Raw genomic sequence first — 18151 nt, forward strand, 5'->3', positions numbered from 1 at the left:
CGAGCAAACGCGGCTTTCCGCTGTTTGATCTCGTTGTGGTGCTGCGGAAACGGAACGGGAGCGCGTTCGGCTCCGCGGGCCGGCGGCTCTGTCCGATGTGGCTGTCTGCCGTCAGGGTTCGTTGCGACGGCGGCGTGAGGTGAGGGCCACCGCGCAGATGCCGCCGAGGATCAGGCCGGCGCCGGCGATGAACAACGTGATCACACGCGGGCCGGTGATCGGGAGACCGGCGATGCCGGCGCCGCTGCCCGCGGACGAGACGCCCTGCCCGGAACCGCCACCTTTCGGGGCGACCGCAGCGGCCTCCAGCATGCCGATGCCGAGGTCGGCGACCACACCGGACGGTACCCGATCGGCCTTGCTGTCCGCTTTGTTCTCATTGCGCACCAGCGTCATCCGGATCGCCGTCGCGCGGGCCGCGATCGCGTCCCCCGCACGTGCCTGGCGAACCTCGCCGAGCGAGATCCGCAACGTCGAGCCTGGCTTGGCGGTGGGCGCGAGCGCGTTCTCCGGTTCGCCGATGGCCGGAAGCTCCGGAATCTTCGGCAACGGCAGTTTCGTGGCCGGTCCGAGCGGTGCCGGCAGTGACTCCAGCGGGCGCATTTCTTCACTCAGCGTGACGTCGATGTGATCACCGGCTGTGGTCAACCGGGTCTGTTTGCCGCCGCGGCTGCTGACCTCCACGATCGCCGGCTGGTAATCGACCCGGCTCTGCCGGTCCGCGGTCATGCTGACCCGCAGTTCCGGGGCACGCAGCAGCCGGATCCGGACCTCGTTGTCGACCAGGCTGATCCGCCCGCCGGTGATCGTCGCCGACGCCACGGTCTGCGCGGTTCCCGCTCGCTGCCGCAGGGCGGTGCTGCTGCGGCTGGAGATCCTTTCCGGTACGCGTACCAGCGCCCCACTCCCACCCCCGGCCACGGTGACCCGGCTGATCTCGGCCGACGCCGCCGCGGCGTCCCCGTTCTCCGGATCGCACTCCATGCCGGCCGCCCATGCCGCCCGGGCCATCAGCGCCCCGGCGCCGACCTTCACCGGTCCGAACTTCTTCGACCCGGTACGCCGTTCGTTCGCCTTCGGGCTGACCGGCGGCGCCTGCTGAATCACCAGATCGGCATCTTCCGCCCCGGCGACCCGCCCGTTCAGGATCCGCGCCGCACCCCCCGAGTTGACCGGCCCATCGGCGATCAGAACGCTGCGCGCGTCCCCGAACCCGACATCGCCGACCACCTGCCCACCGGCCTCAGCACCCCGCTTGCCCGCCCCGGACCGCTGCTCCCTGGGCCCGGCGCCCGGCTTCTCCGCCCCGGGTCGCTGCTCGACAGCCCCGGCACCCGGCTTCCCTGCCCCGGCTCCCTGCTCCCCAGCCGCTGCATTTCTCCTCACCGCCGGCGCCTCGGGGGCATCCGTCGCGCCGCGCTGGCCCCTGCCGGCCGTGTCACCGTCAGGCTGCCCGATCACTCTGCCCACGCCCGGTTCGCGGCCACCGGCGCCAACGGGCTCGGCGATCACTTCACCCGCGCCTTGACCACCGGCGCGAAGCGGTTCATTGATCACCTCGCCCGAGCCCTGGCCGCCGGCGCCGAGGGGTTCACCGATCACCTCACCCGTGCTCTGACCGCCGGACCCGCTGCTGGTGCCGTCAGTGTTCCGGTTGTCGGAACCGCGGCCGGGCCTGTCGGCGGGCGGGTTCTTCCAGGCGGGCAACGTACGGGCCACATGCTCCCCACCAGAGCCGCCCGCACCGCTCTTCGGTGAATCGGGGCGGCTTTCCCCCGTACCCGCAAGCGGTGGTGAAGAACCGGAACCACCGCCCTTGCCGGACCGTGCCGCCGGGCCGAGGTCGAGCCGGTCGATGCGGAGCAGTTCGGCGCCGGATTGGGCCGCGTAGTGGTCCGGCCGGGCGCACGTCTGCGGGGCGGCGAAGGCCGGTGGCGGAACCGTCAGCGTGCCCGCGAGTCCGAGCGCTACGACACTGGCGGCCACCGACCTGGGAGTCATGGGTGAGGGGTCCTTTCGAGCCGTGGGGCGTCTACGGGACTGGCCAACGAGGGTCGATTGGGGCGGTTGCGCGGCATCTATGCGACAACCCTCGCGGGTAGTTCAAATCCGGCATTTGGTGCGGCTGCCGAAGCGTCGTAGGGTTGGTCGCATGGGCATGCTGTGCGCGGTCAGTTTCAACCGGTACGGCCGCCTCTACTACCTTGATCCGGCCGGCTTCACCCCGGCCGTCGGTGATCGCGTTCTGGTGCCCACCGATGACGGTCCCGAGGTGGCGGAGTGCGTCTGGGCGCCGCAATGGGTCGACGAGGACACCTCGGGTTTTCCGAAAGTGGTCGGTCTCGCCGCCGACGTCGACCTGCGCCGCGACGAGACCCTGCGCAAGCGCAAAGCCGAGGCCAAGGTCGCCGCGAAGAAACTGATCAAGGCGCACGAGCTGCCGATGAAGGTCGTCGCCGTGGACCACGTCCTCGACGCGCCGGGCAACGGCGGCGCCCGCACCACGATCTATTTCACCGCGCCGCACCGGGTCGACTTCCGTTCCCTGGTCCGCGACCTGGGCGCCACCCTGCACTGCCGGGTCGAGCTGCGCCAGCTCTCCGCCCGTGACTCGGCCCGGGTCCAGGGCGGCATCGGCTCGTGCGGCCGGGACCTGTGCTGCGCCACCTTCCTGACCGATTTTGAACCGGTCACCATCCGCATGGCCAAAGATCAGGACCTGCCGCTCAACCCGCTGCGGATCTCCGGCGCGTGCGGCCGCCTGATGTGCTGCCTGAAATACGAGCACCCGCTCTACCAGCAGTTCCAGGCCTCCGCCCCGGCCGTCGGCAGCCGCGTGACGACTCCCGAGGGCGACGGCCGGGTCGTCGCGCACAGCGTCCCGAAGGACTCGGTGGTGGTCCGTCTGGATGCCGACGGCTCCCGCTGCTCCTGCTCCCGGGCCTCGGTCTGCGCGCCCCGCCAGGCTCACGACACCCATTACAACCCCTCCCCGGGTACGCCGTAGCAAAGCGCTTGACCCTCCGGGGCACAATCCGGCGGCGTGGGATCACGCTATGGAAAGACCTTCCTCGTCGCCTCCGGCTGGTATGCCGTCATCGCCGTCGTGTTGTTCATCAACGCCCGGCTGCCCCGCGAGGACAGTTCCTGTGATGACACCAGCAATTTCTGCTTCACCGCCAAGGACACGGCCGAGCTGCTGTTCGTGCTGGCCCTGGTGTTCCTCGGCGCCTCGCTGCTGATGGCGTCGCTGGTCGCGATCCCGCTGTCGCGCCGGCTCGGGTCGGCCTTCGCGGCGGGGACGCTGGCGGCGCTGGCCGGCTCGATGGTCACGGTCGCCGGACTCTTCCTCTGGGCCGCCGCGTCCTGACTTCATGATCGACTGCGTGACCGGGGGGACACGCAGTGTCGCATCGAGCGGCTACGATGGTCCGCGCATCCGACCCGGGCAGTGAGGGAGCGGCATGAAGTTCGACATGGGAACACCCACGCTGGGCAATCTGGCACGGCAGACACAGGGCGCCTCGGACGACCTCGGCGCGCTGATCCGGCAGCTGATCGTCGCGGCCGAGCCATTGCAGGGCAACTTCAACGGCGCGGGCCGTCAGGCGTTCGACGGCTTCAAGGCCAACGCCGACGCGATCACCGCCGAGCTCAACTCGTCGCTCACCGCGATCCTCGGCGGGCAGAGCGGCATGGACACCGCGTTCGGCCAGGGCGACACCGAGATGGCCGACAACGCGTCGTCGGCGCAGGGTTCCGCGAATTTCGATTCGGCCCGGTTCTCCGGCCTGCGCTGAGCCGGCGGCTCTGCCTTCCCCGAGCCATTCGGCTCTCCCTGAGCCATTCGGCTTTCCGTGATCCTCCGGCTTTCGCCGAGACGAGAGGCATCGATCAATGACGTTGGACCGCCGCAGCTTCGACACCGGTACGTCCCAGCAGGTACAGGGCGACCTCGCGGGCATCATCGCCCGCCTGGAGGCCACCATCGCCCAGCGCAGCGCGGACGTCGCCGCCGCCATGTCGGATTTCCAGGCCGACGGTGTCTCCGAGGAGTACCGGACGGTCGAGGACCGGTGGAACCGGGCCGCCAACGAGGTCCGGCAGATCATCGACCTGGTCAAGACCACCATGGTGCGCAACGACGAGACCGCCGGGACGACCCTCGCGCGGGCCCGGGCGGCCGTGCAGGGCATCGGCTGACCGACTCCGATCCATCGGCGCGAGGCTGACGCCGATCGACAGTGAGGGAGCACGAGCGTGAGCGCGTGGGACATCTCCCCCCATGGAGTTCGCGGGGTGCTGACCCGGACCCAAGGGGTCGCCATGGAGTTCGACGGCCACATGACCAGCCTCAACGCCGCGGTGCAGGGGGCAGGCGCCCAGTGCAGCTCCGGCATCGTGGGCGAGGCGATCGCGGGGTTCTTCGAGTCGGCGAAATCGGACATCGAGTTCGTGTTCACCCGTACCAACGCCTGTCTCAACGCCGCCGCCCAGGCGACCAACGCCTATGTCGACGGCGACCTGGAGATGGCCGGAAACGCCCAGGCCTCGGCGACCGCTGCACCGGATCCGGCCGCGGTCCTGCCGCGCGGACCGGGCCGGGCGATGGCCGAATGATCAATCCGGCCGAGATCCCGCAGATCCCCGGCGACATGGAGGCCCTCGCCGGGCACGCGGGCGCCATCACCAAGGTCGGCGGTGACTTCGCCGACACCGGCCAGCGGGTCAACGCGACCTGGCAGGGTTTGGCCGCTTTCTACCGGGCACCGGAGGCGGCGCAGCTGTTCGCGGCCACCGGGCCGGTGCAGAGCGTGTCCGGTTCGGTCGGTGAGGACATCGAGGGGGTCGGTGCGGCGCTCACCGCGTACGCCACCGAGGTCGCCGAGATCAAACGGCAGCTCGCGAGTCTGCAGTCGCAGGCCGGCGGTTTCGTGGACTCGGTCACCGGCGACGACGACTGGCGCGAGGACGAGGGCAAGGTCGACCAGCACAACGGCCTGATCCAGGCGGTCAACACCCAGGTCGCCGCGTTCTTCGAGGCGCAGCGCCGGTGCGCCAACACGATCAATGCGCTGTACGGCGGCCGGCAGTACCGCGCCGAGAACGGCGACGGCCAGGTCCAGGACGGCGAGTACGGTTTCGCTGCCGACGTGCTCAACGCCGCCTCCGGTGAGGACGGCGTGCTGCCGTGGGGCGACTCCGAGGACCACGACCGGGGCTTCTTCGGCGACGTCGGCGAATACTTCGGCGGCATCGGCGAAAGCTTCGAGACCATGGTCGGCGACCTCGGCTCGCTGATCGGCCGCGACCCGGAGACCGGAGGATGGAGCTGGTCGAACGCCGGCAACGCCTGGAAAGGCGTCGGAACTTTCGGGTACGCCCTCGTCGTCTACAGCAACCCGATCACCATCACCATCGACCAGACCGCCGGCATGCCCGGCTTCGACCGCCGCGGCGCGGGAAACCTGCTGCTCGGCGCGGGGAAGAGCATCATCGCGTACGACGAGTGGGGCGAGGACAACGCTCGCGCCGCGGGCATGGCCACCTTCAACATCGTGTCCGCCGTCATCGGCACCAAGGGCGCCGGCGCGAGCCTGCGCGGCGCCGGAACCGCCGCCACCGTGCTCCACAACAGCGCCACCGCGGCAAAGATCAGCAGCGGCCTGATCCGCACCGGCAACTGGATCGACAACCTGCCGAGCGCGGCCCAGATCGCCACCAACATCAGCAACAAACTCAACATCCACATCCCGAAGTTCAACTTCGGCCCGATCCCCGCTTTCGCTGACGGCTTCCCGGGGAGCGGCGGTCACCACTTCGACGTGGACATGCCACCCCAGCGCGGCCCCAACACCTTCAACATGGACTCCGGCAACAACTCCGGCGGCGGCCATGTCCCTGACCTCGACGGTTCGAGGGGTAACCGGCCGAGCGTCGGCGATCCGATCCCGAGCGGATCAGAACCGAACGCTGCCGGCGACAGCGTCCCCGCGCGCAGCGATTCGGGGGTGGGCGATCCCGTCGGTAAACATGTCGACCCCGATGACAGTGGTTCGGGCACTGACGGAAACAACAGATTCGAACCACGCGATCGATATGACGTCCCTCACCGAGAACTCACGGACGCAGAGCGTAGCGCTGTTAATAACAGGCTGAATGAGCTGGAGCATCGATATCCCGAAGATTTCGATGCGATGCAGCGTGATCCAGACAAACACGGCAAGATTGGTCCAGACTCCAAGGAGGAGGCCCGTATCGGCCTCGACCTTCGAGAATCGGGCGGTCTGCCCAGTGATATCGAGCGTCCGACCGTGGCTGATCAGGGCGAGTTCATATCGCCGAGCAACGGGAAGCACTACGACATCAAAGGTCTGCATTCCGGCTGGCCCCCGGGATCAAGGCCCAGTGATCCGACCGCACCATTCCCGGAAGCAGTTGACCCCCGTAATAATCCGGAAGCTGCCGAACGATTCGTCAGAAAGATCGAACGCCAGATCTTCGTGAAGCAGAGGGATGTCGTCATTGACACCCGAAATGCCAACCAGGAGGCGATCGACTACATCAAGGACGCCGTAGAGCAGAATAGTTGGGGTGATCATGTCTCCTGGTATCCGTGACCCGTGGAGGCCGGCTCGGCTGCCGTCTGATGCTGAGGCTGCTCGGCGGCTCGAGGCATGGCTGCAGTCGGCGGACGAGCCGTTCAACGCGATCAGCGTGGATCTGCGTGGCGCCGACCTGTCAGGTGCGGACTTCAGTGAGGCTTGGTTGACGTATGCCAAGCTGAGTTCCGTTCTGCTGCGCGGCGTCGAGTTGCATCGTGCGCACCTCGAGGCGGCCGATCTATCCGACGCCGACCTCACCGGGGCAAGCCTGACAAGGGCGACGTTGGATGACGCCCGGTTGTGCCGCGCTCGGCTCGACGGCGCCGATCTGTCCAGTTCCTCGGTGTACGACGTGGACGCCCGGCAGGCGAGTCTCCGAGGCGCGAGATTCGTGGCCGCTTCGGTGGAGGATACCGATTTCAGTGGCGCCGACTTGTCCAACGCCGTCTTGCAAGGAACCGCCTTCGCCGTCCGGATGACTGCGCTGACCGTAATCCAAGGTCTTCAGGGCACCATGTCCGGGTCGGTGACGCTGGTCGATGAAAATGGTGCGACGCCACATGAGTTGCGCGGCGCCGAACTCGAGCAATGGTTCGCCGCACGCGGTGCTCAGGTGCAGGTCCTGACGCCGCGCCCCCGATAGTGGATCTGATGGGAGTCACCTGATGAGCGTGACGGGTCACCTGGTTTGTCCGGCACGACGGCTGACGCTGGCCTTGGGCAAGCGCCTCAGAACCGCCGACGGCCGACTTACCGGCTTTGCTCTCGTGGACCGATTGACCTCGGACGACGCGGAGATGACCCGGGCGCTGTGGAAGTTCCTGGTGGATACCGCCGGCGAGGAACTGGTGGTCAAGTTCAGCGACGAAGAAGACTACGAGGAGATCGCGGGTTACCGCGAGATCAGTCTGTGGGCTGACGGGTTCGACGATGACATCCCGATAGCCGACTACCTACGCGATGGCAGGTAAAGGACGGATGGGCAAGAACGTCTGCGTCGACGGCGAGATCATCTGGGATCCCGCGCTTCGTGTTGCGCAGCTCTTTCAAGCGCAAGTGGCCGCTATTTCGGAGGTCACCGGAGTGCCGAGCGGCGTGGACGAACCGGTCGACGACGAGATCGAGATCGACCTGCCGGTTTTCGAGGCCTTCGTCCGTCACCTGCTCGGCATGCTGGCTACTACCGGTCATCCCATTTCGCGGTTGCTCCTGAGCGGGACCGTGGAAACCTGCGTCGCCGTGCACTACGCCGCGACGCGGACTCGGATCGACGCGCCGGCGAACGTTGAGGAACTGGTGGACCGGGCGACCACGCACGCGATGCGCCCGGCGCCCTGAGCGGCAGGCACGAGTCAGCGGGCCGGGATGGGCAGGCCGTAGGACTGCAGGACGGCGGTCAGCACCTCGTACGGCTGGCCCGGCCCGTCATCGAGGCGGTGCCAGCGGGCGCCGCCCCGCAACCCCCGCCCCGCGACCGGCGGCGTCACGCCGCCGACCGGTGGGGCCTGCGGGCCGACCAGGATGGCGTACGGCAACGGCGGTAACGCCGGCGCCCCCGTACGCAGGCCGCCCTGCCGTCCATGATGAACCGCGACGATCATGCTGCGGATGGTCCCGGCCACGTCGTCAGCCAGCGCTTCGTAGCCGGCCTCGCCCGCGGCCAGGAACGGCGGCCCGGACAGGCGAACCTCCTCGATCACCCCGGTGCGGACCCGTTTCACCGTCACCACCCCGAGCACGTCCTCCCCGACCACGACCAGGCTGCTCGGCGCGGGCGCCCGGTTGCGGCAGTGCAGGGTGAGTTCCCGCCGGGACCACGGCTGAGTGACCGGCTCGGCGACACCCCAGCCGAGCGGCGCCCGGCCGGTCAGCGCACGTACCGCCGCTTCTGTCGTGGCCCCCAGTGAGAGGTCCGCGTCGGCGGGATGCAGCGCGGTGATCTGAATGTCGGCGCTGCCACCCCACACCGTGTCGGGCGCGAGCGGCGCGGCCGGCACACCCTCGGGCACCGCGGTGTACCTGTCACCGTCCCAGTGCAGCGGTGATCCGGTGAGCCCGTCGCGGGCGGTGTCGCCGGCCCTGACCACCCAGCGTCCACCGGTTTCGGCGAGCATGAGTTCCAGCGGGTACGTGATCCGGCTGTCCGCCGGGGTGACCAGCTGAAACGTCCGCCCGTTGCGGGCCGCGGCGACAGCGGCGTCGGCCAGCCAGGCCGACCGCGGCACGACCCGCCGGCCCTGCTCGGCGATCACGGCGGACGCAGTGATCCGGTCGGCTGCGGGATGCCCGGTCAGCGGCTCGTCCATGCTGCTCCTCCCAAAGCCGTGACCAGCGCATGTGTGAACCGGCGAGCAGCCTCCTCCGCCTCCGGATCGTTGTCGGGCCCACGGGTCTCCACCCACCAGACCGGCCCCGGCATGTCGACGCCCAGCAGCCGCCGGGCCTCGCCGGGAACCTGCACGAGCCGGGCGCCGTCGGTGCTCAACAGCACCCTGCCGTCGTCGGGGTGGCGGAGCTGGATCAGCCGCGCGGCGTCGATGGTGTCCACTTTCAACTGTTCGCCGGCGGCGAGCATCGCGGACAACATCATTTCCAGTACGGGCTGGTCCCGGCACAGCGCCACGGCATCGAAGGTCAACGGTCCTCCTGCGGAACAGGGACGGGAACGTGGGCGGTCTGTACGGTGCGTGCCGGTTCCCCGGTGCGGACGAACTGGGCCCGCCCGACCGGCATGATCTGTGGCCGTACCCCCGCGAAGAGCTGCCCTTCGGTCCGGTCGCCGGACATCAGCAGACCCAGACAACCCGCCTCGCGTACGCCCAGCGTGAACGGCTCGTACAACCCCCGAGAGGCGCCCGCGACCCGCCTGGTCATGACGACGTGCAGCCCGATGTCGCGGGCGGTCGCGAGGTACGGCAGGAACCCGCCGAGCGGCTGCATCGTGGAGGCGGACAGGATGTCGTAGTCGTCGATGAGCAGCACGATCCGCGGCGACGGGCCCTGCCGTCCGGCGAGTTCCTTGCACACCGCCGCGGTGAGCTGGGCCGCAAGGGTCGCGTTCGGCGCATAACCGCCCTGGTACTCGTCGGGCACCACGTCGGCGAGGTTCCGGCGCGGGTCGAACACCGCGAACACCAGCTCGTCGGGGCTGTACCGGCCGATCAGCCGGTCGGCGACGAGCCGCAGCAGGTTCGTCTTGCCGGCGCCGGGGTCGCCCAGCGCGAGCAGGTGCTGGTCACGGCCGAACAGGTCGAGCACGGCAGGGGCGAGGTCGCTCTCGAACCGGCCCAGCGGCACCCCGTCCCCGGCCGGTTCACCGTCCAGGTCGGCGGCGGGCAGGACGGCGGGCAGGACCCGTACCGGTGGTGGGAGTGGGCCGGTCCAGGCGCTGCGGACCAGTGTCGCCGCTTCGGTGAGCCCGGAGCCTGCCGGGTCCGGCAGCGCGTCCAGGCGGGGTAGCGCCACCTGGGCGTACAGCTTGCCGGTGGTGAGCGCCCGGCCCGGCGTGTCCACCGGCACCGCGCGGGCCAGCTTGCCGTCCACGCTGGACTCGCCGGGTTCGGTCAGCCGCAGTTCGACCCGGTTGCCGAAGGCGACCTGCTGGGCGGCGCGTACCTCGTTCCACCGGCGTGCGGTGGCCACCACGTGGAGACCGTAACGGCCGCCGCGGGCGAGCAGATCGTGCACCTTCGGTTCCAGACTCGCGAACTCGTCGGTGCCGAGCTGGCCGTACCCGTCGACGAGCAGCACCACATCGGCGCAGCCGAGATCCTCCGGGAAAGCCCGCAGGTCGGCGGCGTTGTCGAAACCATGACGGGTGAAGACGCGCTCCCGTACGGCCATCATCTGATGGACCTCGTCGACGGTGCGCCGGATCCGTTCGCGGTCGTCGCGTCCCGCCACCCCGCCGGTGTGCGGCAGACCGGACAGTGCCTGCAGGCCGCTGCCGAGCAGGTCGATGCCGTACACGCCGACCTGCCGTGGGGTGTGGGTGACGGCCAGGCCGAGGGCGAGCGTCCGCAGCGCGGTGGTCTTGCCGGTGCCGGGCGCGCCGAGGACGAGCAGGTTGCCGCCGCCGGTGGCCAGGTCCAGCCACCAGACGCCCTGCCACTGCCGGGCCGGGTCGTCGACGAGGCCGAGCGGGACCGGCAGTCCGGCGGCGGGGTTCGGGGCGGCGCGGAGGCGTACCCCGTCAGTGGTGATGTCGACGCCGCCACCCGCCCGGTCCAGGGTGATCGCCGGCGGCAGCGGCGGAAGCCAGATCGCGGCGACCCGCTCGCCGGAGCGGGCGAGCTGATCGACGGTGACCGAGAGCAGGGTGGGACCGGTGGTCCGCCGGGTCGCCCGGGCCGGTTCGGCGTCACCGGTCTCGCGCACCGTGCCGAACACCGGCATGGTCTTCACCAGTGGCCCGGAGAGGGGCGCCAGTTCGGCTTCGGCCGGATCGGTGAGCGGGCCGGACACGTACGCCGCCTTGAATCTCTGATAGATCGACACGTCGACCTTCAGGTAGCCGTTGCCGGGCAGCGGCGGCAGGTGGAACGCGTCGGGGGTGTCCAGGACCGTCCGGGACTCCATGTCGGTCAGCGTGCGCAGTCCGATCCGGTACGACAGGTAGTTCTCCAGGCCGCGCATCCTGCCCTGCTCGATGCGCTGACTGGACAGCAGCAGGTGGATGCCGATCGACCGGCCGATCCGCCCGATCCGCAGGAACAGGTCGATGAACTCCTGCTTGGCCGCGAGCAGCTCACCGAACTCGTCGATCAGCACCAGCAGGTACGGCAGGGCCGGCAGTTCCGGGCCGCGCAGGTGGTACTCGGTGATGTCGGTGAGCTTCCCGGCGTCGGCGAGGACCTGCTGGCGGCGTTGCACCTCGCCGTCGAGGCTGGTGTACATCCGGTCCACGAGCGACGCGTCCGCCTCCAGGTTCGTGATCAGCCCGGCGACGTGCGGCAGCCCGGTGAACGGCGCGAACGTCGCGCCGCCCTTGTAGTCCACCAGGACCATCGCGAGGCGTTCCGGTGGATGGCTCGCCGCCAGGGCCAGCACGAGCGTACGCAGCAGTTCGCTCTTGCCCGAACCGGTCGCCCCCACGCACAACCCGTGCGGGCCCATCCCCAGCTGGGCCGGCTCCTTCAGATCGAGCAGCACCGGCTGCCCGCCCGGGTCGACGCCGAGCGGCACCCGCAGGAAGTCCCGGTCGGAGCGCTGCGGATCGGTGGCGGCGAGCAGGGCCGTGAAGTCGGCGGGCGGCGTGCCGGTGCCGTCGTCGTAGGAGTCGGCGGACAGCCGCAGCGGCGCGACCGTCCGGGCCAGTCCTTCGACCAGCGCGGCCGGCGCCTCGTCCGGAGTTCCCCGGACCACGGCGGGCGGTGTCGCGGTCAGGTCCTCCAGCGCCATCGTGTCGCCGTCGAGGGTGACCCGCCGGGTGACCTCGCCCGGTTCGTGCAGCCGGTCGGCGAGCAGATGCACGACGGTGACACCGAGGCTGGGCAGGCCCACCGCCCGGTCCGGGCTGGGCAGCCGGGCGGCCACCGACCCGTACGCGTCGTCGATGACCAGCAGCCGCGGCCGGGTCCGTGCCTCGGCCCGTCCCGCCCCGTGCCGGAACGACTTCATCGCGCTGGTCGCCCGTTCCTCCAGATCGGCGGCGAGCAGACCGGCCAGCGTGCCGGCGTCGGTGACCAGCAGCGGTGTCGGTCCGGCCGGGCCGATGCCGTGCCGGTCGAGCAGGTGCGGCAGCCAGTGCGCCCACGCCCAGTCGGCCGCCCGCTGCGGTGTGGTGATCACGGCGAGCGTCACGTCGTCGGGGGCGTGGAACGCGGCGACCTGGATCAGCACGGCCCGGGCGAAGGCGAGGGCGCCGGCACGGTCCCCGGCGATCACGCTGACGTCGCCCGCGCAGTCCAGGTCGACCCGCAGCGGCAGCCCGGGCGTCAGCGCGAACCGGCGGATCAGCGACTGCGCCTCCCGGCGCATGAACGGGTCGGTGGGATTGCTCTGCGACCCCTGCTCCGGCAGCCGGATCCGCCGGGCCGGCAGGGTGCCCACGCCGGCGCGTACCCGCAGGAAGTCCGGGTCGGCGCGCCGGCGTTCCCAGCGCCGGGCCGGATCGCGGACCACGTCGAGCAGCCGGGTCACCGGCGGGTCGAGCCGGCTCGCCTCCTGCCGCAGCGTGTGTTCGCGGGCGCGCAGGTCCTCCCGCAGCTCCTCCAGGTAGTCCTGGTACTGCTCGCGCTGTGCCCGCCGCTTGCGCGCCGCCCGGCCCTGCTGGGTCACGTACAGCACGGCGGCGGCACCGAGCGAGACCAGCATGACGACGGCGCCGAGCGCGGCGAAACCGGAGCCGCGCAGGAACATCATCATGCTCATCGCCACGCCCGCCCCGGCCATCGGGATCAGCGCCTGGATGCCGACCGCGCCGGTCCGCCCGTCCGGCAGGGCCGGCGGCGGGTCCAGGACCAGCGGTTCCGCCTCGGGAAGCGGGCGTACCACCCGGGTCGGCCGGTGCACCACACGCGTCGACATGTCCGTCTCCGATCAGATCGGCCAGGCGCGGCTCAGGGCGTGACCACCGGCGCGGGTGGCCTCCCGCAGCGTCGCCTCCCCGATCCGCGACGGCACGATCAGGCCACCGCCGGCCAGATGCCTGTCGTACGGCACGGTCACGACCGGCACCGGGAACTCCCCCAGCAGCGCCGCGGCGTCACCGGCGGGCCGGCGCCGCCCGCCGGGCTGCAGCGTGTTCAGCACCACCACCACACGCTGCAGCGACGAGGTACGGCCGTGGCTCACCCGCCGCCGCAGGAACTGGTGGGCGGCCCGGATCCCGTCAGGCGTCGCCGCCGCGACGAGCACCACGGCATGCGCCTCCGGCAGGATCGACGCGGTGACCGGCGAGTCGAACCCGGGCGGGCAGTCGGTGACACACACCGCGAACAGGCGGGACAGGGCCCGGGTCACTTCGCTGCACAGTCGCGGTTGGCGGGGCGCACCGCTGGGCAACACCCAGAGACCGCTTGCGGTACGGGGTAACAGCGCATCGAGCGCCCGCACGGTGGTGTCCCGGGCCGCGATCAGGGTGGGCGCCAGATCGGCCAACGCCGGCGATCCGGTGAGCCCCAGCCGCCACGACAGTGACCCCTCGTACGGGTCGGCGTCCGCCGCGAGCACCGAATCGGCCCGCCGGCCGGCGTAGAGCGAGGCCAGCACCGCCGCGACCGTCGACTTCCCGGTGCCGCCCCGGATCGACACGACCGCGATCCGCCGGCCGGTGGTCAACGGTGCCTGCAGGGCGGTGGCGAGTTCAGCCAGTTCCCGGGCCTGCCGGGGGCCGGCGACAGTGGACCGCACGGTGTGCCACAGCCGTGCGGTCAGCGGGTCCGCGACAGGTGCGGCACCGGTCGGATCGCTCATCGGAAGCTGTCGAGCAGTCGCGGGTACACGTCGAAGACCCCGACCGCCACCGGGACCAGCGCGACCACGGCCAGCGCCTCCAGCCGGTCGGCGTCCCGACGCAGCCGGGCCCGGACGTGCGGCGCCGGCCGGTACGCCAGGGTGACCAGCGCGGCCGCCGCCACCAGAACGGCCCCGGCCACCGGCAGCCACCACTGCCCGCGGGCCGCCCCGGACCCGCTCAGCAGCAGTGCGGCGGTGACGGCCAGGCCCCCGGCGACCAGCGCCAGCATCTCGGCGGCCAGCGGGAAGGCGCGGGTGCGCAGCAGCAACGCGACGGCGAGCAGGGCGGCCAGCGCCGACGTCCACCCCGGCGGCGCCAGGGCCAGCACGATCCCGGCCACCGTCGCGGATCCGGCGACCGCCACCACGCTCACGGCGAGCCCTCGGTGCGCCGCGTCGATCGCGGCGGCGACCGACGACCGGCGTACCGGCTCGTCACTGTGGCGCTGGTCGTCGAGGCGGGTCAGGCCGGACGTCACCATGGCGATCCGGGGCAGCAGCCCGAGCGCGCCGATCGACACGATCGCCATGACCGCCGCGACCCGTGCGGCAGGCAGCCCGGCCAGCAGCGGCCCCGCCCACCCGGCGAGCATCAGCAGCACCGCGGTCCCGCCGGAGACACCGGCCCGCCGGTTGCCGGTGACCGCACCGAGCGCGACGAGCAGCAGCCCGGCGGAAAGGATCCACCACGCCCACCGCCACGGCCCGTCCGGCACCGCTGTCATCGCCGCCGCCGTGCCACTGAGCAGCACCGCGACACCGATCTCGCGGCGTCCCAACAGGCCGGCGGCGAGACCGGCGAACGCGATCAGCACACCGGCCGCCATGATCGCCACGGCCGGCAGCGGGGGAGTGGCGAGCACCGCCGCGAACGCCGTCGCGGCGGCGGACACCGCGGTCGCCGTGGCGGTCCGGGCAGCCGGGCCCCAGCGGCCCGGGCGGCGGGCCAGGTCGTCGGCGACCTCGTCGGAGACGTCGTGCACGATCGCCGCCGGCGGCGCCTCCACCAGCGGGTCGACCCGCAGCACGGCCCCGTCCGGGATGTCGGCGGCGCCCAGCGTGGTGGCCGGGTCCAGCACTCGGCTGTCCACAGTGCTGAGCTGATAGCCGCGGGCGTCTGCGGTGGCGGGATAGCCGACCATGGTCACGATCTCGGGCAGCAGAACCCCGATCGACTCGTCGGAGGGCAGCACCAGATCCAGCCGGCGGCGGCTGCCGGCGAGCGTGACCCGGCTGAGCCTGCCGCTGCGTGGCGCGTGCGGCCCGGGCGTGTTCATCGAGCCGGGTGTGCTCATCGGGCCGCCGGCCGTGTTCATCGGGCCGCCGGTGAGGAGACGGGCACGCTGGTGAGCGGGCCGGTCCGGGTGGCGCGCTGGTCGGCGAGGACGCTCTGCAGAAAGGACCAGCCGACACAGGCGGCGCAGGCGATCGCGGCCAGGACCACACCGATGCGCAGCCAGCGCAGACCGTCACCGGTTGCCCGGGCCCGCCGGTCCCGGCCCCACAGCAGGAGCTCGCGCATGCGGGCCCGGCGGACGGCGACGAACTCGATGAGCTGAGTGTCGTACTCCCTCGCCACGCAGCGATCGTATCCGTACCCGCCGATCTCCGGGGGCCTGACGTCCGGTCAGGACATGATGAGGCTCGTGAGGATGTTGCCGGCGAAGCCGATGATCGCCCCCGCCACGAAGGTGATCCAGGCGACCCGGGTGCCCGACCTCTTGAGCGTCTCGACCTGGGCGGCATGCGCGTGCGCCAGGCGATCGATCTCTTCCTTCAGGCGCGTCTGGCTCTCGGAACCCAGGATCAGCGCGATCTTCCGGGCCGCGTCCTCGTTCAGCGCCACCGTGGCGCGCGCGGCCTCACCGCGTTCCACGAGTCCTCGTACCTCCTCCTCGTAAGCCTTTGCCCGCTCGCTGATGTCGTGCAGACGAGCCATCGTGCGGGAGAGTTCGCTGGAAACCTCACCCAGCTCGGCGTCCAGTGACGGCGCGGCGTCGCCCCCCAGACCTTGCACCGCCCTGTCCAGTTGTCTGCGGGACTCCTCGGCCTCCCCCTCCGCGGCCAGGCTGCTCTGCCGGGCTTGCCGTGCCTCGCGCACCATGATCGTCAGGGCGGTCAGCGAAGCGACGACTCCGGCGACGGTCGCGGGTCTGTCGAGGCTGAGCCAGGTGGTCGCGTCACTGCTGCACCCGGCGAGGACGGCGAGCAGCGTGAGCCCGCCGAGCATGGGTCCAGCGGTCCGGTGCGGGGAGGACGACATCGCCGCAGGGTACGCAATCAGGCGTGCCCAGGCTTCGATACGGCGAGCCGGTGTCAACCGATCGAGCGGACCTGTACCCCGGGCGGGTGCGGACCCGTACAAAAGAGAAACCCCAGGCCGGTGACCTGGGGTTTCCTTCTGAGCTACGGGACTACCGGCGACGGGAGAGGCGCACCCGCCCCACCGTGCCCCTCAATCGCGACTCACCGGCCGTGCGGGAACACCGTGACGTCGCAGCCGTCCGGCACGTCACCGGGGTAGAGCTCACAGGTGTCCCGGTCGACGCCGCCGGAGACCAGGTCGGGCACGTACTCCGACGGGTACGGGGGCACCGACCAGATCACCCAGTCCCGGCCGTCGAGCTTGTCGTCACCGACTCCGCCATAGAGCCGATCGGCGCCCTCGTCGCCGATCAGGCTGTCGGCCCCGGCCCCACCGATGATGGTGTCGTTGCCGCCACTACCCCGGATGTCGTCGTTGCGGCCGGACCCGACGAGCATGTCGGGGCCGTTTCCGCCACGGATACGCTCGAGGTCCGGGAAGAGTGTGTCGCGCTCGCCCCGGGCGCCGTCGTCGCCCTTCACCCCGTCCAGATCGACCGTGACCCCGGCCGCGTATTCCTCGTAGGAGACGGTGTCGACACCGGCGTCGCCGTAGACACGGTCGTCGTCGCCGGCGACGACGGGGGTGTACATCCCAATGCCGTCGTCGCCCGCGCCGCCGGTAATCAGGTCGGCCCCCGAGCCACCGCTGATCCCATCATTGCCGGTTCCACCGGAGAGCGTGTCGTTGCCGGCATCGCCTTCGATGCCGTCGGGGCCTGCGCCGCCGTAGATGCGGTCCGCGCCCGGGCCCCCGCTGTGGTGTTCAGACCAGCCCGCACCGCCGAGGATGGTGTCCGAGCCCTCCTCGCCGTACTGATCAGATCTGCCGTCGAAGGTCTGGAGCGTGTCGTTCCCGGCGCCGCCGTGCATCTCGGTCCACATCTGCGACCGGATGACGACGCGGTCGTCGCGGTCACCGGCGTGGACCAGGACGGCGGGTGCGAGATCCGGCACCCCGGTGAAGACACACCGCACCATGGTGCGGTCCTTGCTGATCACCGTGCATCCCGGACCGGTCCGGATCGGGACGACATCGTCGATGATGACGGACTCGGACGAGGCGGTGACGACGATCTGATTCGTCGCACCATAACCTGCCCAAAAGGCGGCCTGCGCGCCCTGCAGCCGTATGCCGGCGTAGCCGGATGCCACGGCCTGAGCCGGCCCGGCGGCCACCGTGGCGCCGATGGCGCCGACGAGCACGGCCAGCCCGACCGCGAACGGTCGTGATGGATGAATTGCCATGGTGGATCCCCCGAACTCCACTGCGGACGGTACGGCCGCAGTTTAAGGAAGGCTTCGAGACTTGTGGATCACCTTTCCGGCCGAGGGGGCGGGCGACGGCGAAGGCGTGCACCGCCGGGTACCGACGGCCGCAACCCGCGTTGCATCCCAGGGTGGGCAGCTCGGCCACGTCGCCGGCCTACCGGGCGGTCGGTCCGGGCGCGGATGCGCGGCCATGACCCTCGACGCGTATGCGGACCTCTCCGCAGATGACCTGGTCCAGGTCGCGGACCGTGGGCACTGCGGGCACAGTCATCGACCTGGGAAAAAGAAGAACCCCAGGTCGATGACCTGGGGTTTCTCGCTGAGCCGCCTGACGGAATCGAACCGTCGACCTACGCATTACGAGTGCGTCGCTCTAGCCGACTGAGCTAAGGCGGCAACGGTTGCAAGTGTACGGCATGGGCGAAGCCGTCATCATCGGGGTATCTCGGATG

The 18151-nt window shown here is 70.8% G+C and carries 18 protein-coding genes and 1 tRNA gene; 9 read left to right on the forward strand and 10 right to left on the reverse strand.

The features are described from left to right. Positions 1–111 precede the first annotated feature (111 nt). Positions 112–1230 (reverse strand): hypothetical protein, encoded by a 1119-nt coding sequence (locus ACZ3II_RS35580; RefSeq protein ID WP_465523682.1) that lies wholly within the window; start codon positions 1228–1230, stop codon positions 112–114. A 922-nt stretch (positions 1231–2152) separates the two neighbouring features. Between ACZ3II_RS35580 and ACZ3II_RS35585 the strand changes: the two genes are divergently transcribed. From ACZ3II_RS35585 to ACZ3II_RS35625, 9 genes are all read left to right on the forward strand, one after another. Further along, positions 2153–3007, forward strand: coding sequence for a PSP1 domain-containing protein (locus tag ACZ3II_RS35585; RefSeq protein WP_465523684.1), 855 nt, complete (start codon positions 2153–2155; stop codon positions 3005–3007). 36 nt (positions 3008–3043) lie between these two features. Beyond that, entirely contained in the window at positions 3044–3370 is a 327-nt protein-coding gene (locus ACZ3II_RS35590) for a hypothetical protein (protein WP_465523686.1), read from the forward strand. 94 nt (positions 3371–3464) lie between these two features. Then, positions 3465–3800: a hypothetical protein gene (locus tag ACZ3II_RS35595; RefSeq protein WP_465523688.1), complete on the forward strand. Its 336-nt coding sequence runs from the start codon at positions 3465–3467 to the stop codon at positions 3798–3800. A 97-nt stretch (positions 3801–3897) separates the two neighbouring features. After that, the gene (locus ACZ3II_RS35600; RefSeq protein WP_043522708.1) at positions 3898–4203 is read left to right on the forward strand and encodes a pore-forming ESAT-6 family protein; all 306 of its coding nucleotides are present in this window, start codon (positions 3898–3900) and stop codon (positions 4201–4203) included. A 57-nt stretch (positions 4204–4260) separates the two neighbouring features. Then, positions 4261–4620 carry a DUF6507 family protein gene (locus ACZ3II_RS35605; RefSeq protein ID WP_465523690.1) on the forward strand — a complete coding sequence of 120 codons (360 nt, stop codon included), beginning with the start codon at positions 4261–4263 and terminating at the stop codon, positions 4618–4620. Then, positions 4617–6620 (forward strand): hypothetical protein, encoded by a 2004-nt coding sequence (locus ACZ3II_RS35610; protein ID WP_465523692.1) that lies wholly within the window; start codon positions 4617–4619, stop codon positions 6618–6620. The genes ACZ3II_RS35605 and ACZ3II_RS35610 overlap by 4 nt, the downstream gene beginning before the upstream one ends. After that, the gene (locus tag ACZ3II_RS35615) at positions 6601–7248 is read left to right on the forward strand and encodes a pentapeptide repeat-containing protein (RefSeq protein WP_465523934.1); all 648 of its coding nucleotides are present in this window, start codon (positions 6601–6603) and stop codon (positions 7246–7248) included. The genes ACZ3II_RS35610 and ACZ3II_RS35615 overlap by 20 nt, the downstream gene beginning before the upstream one ends. Positions 7249–7270: 22 nt before the next feature. Next, the gene (locus ACZ3II_RS35620) at positions 7271–7576 is read left to right on the forward strand and encodes a hypothetical protein (protein ID WP_465523694.1); all 306 of its coding nucleotides are present in this window, start codon (positions 7271–7273) and stop codon (positions 7574–7576) included. A gap of 7 nt (positions 7577–7583) precedes the next feature. Then, the gene (locus ACZ3II_RS35625) at positions 7584–7943 is read left to right on the forward strand and encodes a DUF6086 family protein (protein ID WP_465523696.1); all 360 of its coding nucleotides are present in this window, start codon (positions 7584–7586) and stop codon (positions 7941–7943) included. 14 nt (positions 7944–7957) lie between these two features. Here the strand turns inward: ACZ3II_RS35625 and ACZ3II_RS35630 are convergent, their stop codons facing one another. The 9 genes from ACZ3II_RS35630 to ACZ3II_RS35670 form a co-directional block, all read right to left on the reverse strand. Continuing rightward, positions 7958–8911, reverse strand: a complete 954-nt coding sequence (locus tag ACZ3II_RS35630) for a DUF6177 family protein (RefSeq protein WP_465523698.1) — start codon at positions 8909–8911, stop codon at positions 7958–7960. Then, positions 8896–9243, reverse strand: coding sequence for a hypothetical protein (locus ACZ3II_RS35635; RefSeq protein ID WP_465523700.1), 348 nt, complete (start codon positions 9241–9243; stop codon positions 8896–8898). Before ACZ3II_RS35635 ends, ACZ3II_RS35630 begins: the two co-directional genes overlap by 16 nt. Then, positions 9240–13133, reverse strand: coding sequence for a type VII secretion protein EccCa (gene eccCa, locus ACZ3II_RS35640; RefSeq protein WP_465523702.1), 3894 nt, complete (start codon positions 13131–13133; stop codon positions 9240–9242). The genes ACZ3II_RS35635 and eccCa overlap by 4 nt, the downstream gene beginning before the upstream one ends. Positions 13134–13145: 12 nt before the next feature. Continuing rightward, positions 13146–14021 carry a nucleotide-binding protein gene (locus ACZ3II_RS35645; protein WP_465523704.1) on the reverse strand — a complete coding sequence of 292 codons (876 nt, stop codon included), beginning with the start codon at positions 14019–14021 and terminating at the stop codon, positions 13146–13148. Further along, the gene (eccD, locus tag ACZ3II_RS35650; protein ID WP_465523706.1) at positions 14018–15379 is read right to left on the reverse strand and encodes a type VII secretion integral membrane protein EccD; all 1362 of its coding nucleotides are present in this window, start codon (positions 15377–15379) and stop codon (positions 14018–14020) included. The genes ACZ3II_RS35645 and eccD overlap by 4 nt, the downstream gene beginning before the upstream one ends. Then, entirely contained in the window at positions 15376–15642 is a 267-nt protein-coding gene (locus ACZ3II_RS35655) for a hypothetical protein (RefSeq protein WP_465523708.1), read from the reverse strand. Before ACZ3II_RS35655 ends, eccD begins: the two co-directional genes overlap by 4 nt. A 48-nt stretch (positions 15643–15690) precedes the next feature. Beyond that, complete coding sequence (locus ACZ3II_RS35660; RefSeq protein ID WP_465523710.1) at positions 15691–16326, reverse strand: hypothetical protein; 636 nt, start codon at positions 16324–16326, stop codon at positions 15691–15693. Between the two features lie 203 nt (positions 16327–16529). After that, on the reverse strand, positions 16530–17675 hold the full coding sequence (locus ACZ3II_RS35665) for a calcium-binding protein (RefSeq protein WP_465523711.1): 1146 nt from the start codon (positions 17673–17675) through the stop codon (positions 16530–16532). A 346-nt stretch (positions 17676–18021) separates the two neighbouring features. Beyond that, positions 18022–18095: transfer RNA gene (locus ACZ3II_RS35670), tRNA-Thr, on the reverse strand. Positions 18096–18151 lie beyond the last annotated feature (56 nt).

The sequence above is a fragment of the Actinoplanes sp. NPDC019969 genome, assembly GCF_055562375.1.